Raw genomic sequence first — 1,366 nt, 5'->3', positions numbered from 1 at the left:
CCGTCCGGGATTCCCATCACGACCCAGGAAGTCAAAAGCAAATTGCTGGTCAATAATGGTCAGACCGTCGTTATCGGTGGCATCTATACCGACACCTCCACGCATAACCAGTCGGGGATTCCGGTCTTGAAAAACATCCCCTTGTTGGGATGGCTGTTCAAAAGTGAAGTGCACAGTGTTGCCAAAACCGAATTACTGGTGTTCATCACGCCGGAAGTGATTGGCGGGGATGATGCGCTGAGTGGCTGAATCTGAAGTCACGCCGATCAGGAGCCATCCTGTTCTGCGCGGGCTTTCGCAGGATGGGCTATGCGCCCTCGACGAAAATCAGTGGACGGCGGTTGAGCAGGAAGCCCGACTGGCGCATGTGCCGGTGCTGTTCCATGTCGTTAAGAAAGATCTGATACCTGCAGCCCGCCTGATGGCCTATCTGTCCCGGCGTTACCGGATGTCCATGCTGGATCTGGATGCGGTGCAGTTGGATGATCTGTTGCTCAGCCGCATCGATAAAAAATTGATGAACCGCTATGTCGTATTGCCTCTATCTCAGCACGGCGAGACGCTCTATCTGGCGATGGCTGACCCGACCGATTTTAAAGCGGTGGAAGATATCAAGTTCCATACCGGTTGGCAGGTGATGCCGATACTCGTGGAAGCCGACAAACTGATGCGTGCAGTCCACCTGATTACGGATGCCGGAACGGGCATTGACGCGGTGTTTCTGGAAAAGCCCGCCGATAGTGAAGCTGATGCGGAAGCAGACGCGCAAAAAGAAGTCGATTTGTCACTGGATAGCGAAACCACTGCGGAAGATGCGCCCGTGGTGCGTTTTGTCCAGCAACTGCTTTTGGATGCCATTCGCAAAGGCGTATCGGATATTCATTTGGAACCCTACGAAAAGGATTTCCGGGTGCGGTATCGGCTGGATGGTGTTTTAAGTAACGCGGCCAATCCCTCGAAGGATCTCCAGGACGGTGTTACGTCCCGATTGAAAATCATGTGCGGACTGGATATTTCCGAGCGACGTTTGCCCCAGGATGGGCGTTTGCGGGTGCGGGTGCCGCCGGCTCGGGTCATTGATTTTCGGGTGTCTTTCTTGCCGACCAGTTTCGGGGAAACCATTGTCCTGCGGCTGCTGGATCCGGCCAGCTCCCGGGTGCCTATTGAACAATTGGGGTTTTTCCCGGAACAACGCAAATCCTTTGAGGACGCCATCCACCGTCCCTATGGCATGATTCTGGTGACTGGACCTACCGGCTCCGGTAAAACTGTGGGAAACAAATAAAGATGGTAACTTTTATCTGACCTAAGCCAGTAAAATTGGTACATCGAAATTTTCAAAAATAAATAAAGTTGGTAACTTTCT

Annotated in this window: 1 protein-coding gene and 1 pseudogene; both read left to right on the top strand. The window is 52.7% G+C overall.

The window, feature by feature from the left end:
- A pseudogene (locus AC2VLY_RS09840) lies at nucleotides 1-249 on the top strand (type IV pilus secretin PilQ); the annotation flags it as partial.
- Complete coding sequence (locus AC2VLY_RS09835; protein ID WP_486893331.1) at nucleotides 242-1,285, top strand: ATPase, T2SS/T4P/T4SS family; 1,044 nt, start codon at nucleotides 242-244, stop codon at nucleotides 1,283-1,285. The pseudogene AC2VLY_RS09840 and the gene AC2VLY_RS09835, both read left to right, overlap by 8 nt.
- Nucleotides 1,286-1,366: the final 81 nt, after the last annotated feature.

The organism is Acidithiobacillus sp. TH-A36 (genome assembly GCF_057473445.1).
The sequence above is the reverse complement of the archived record's forward strand: the minus strand, read 5'-3'. Positions and strand labels throughout refer to the sequence as shown.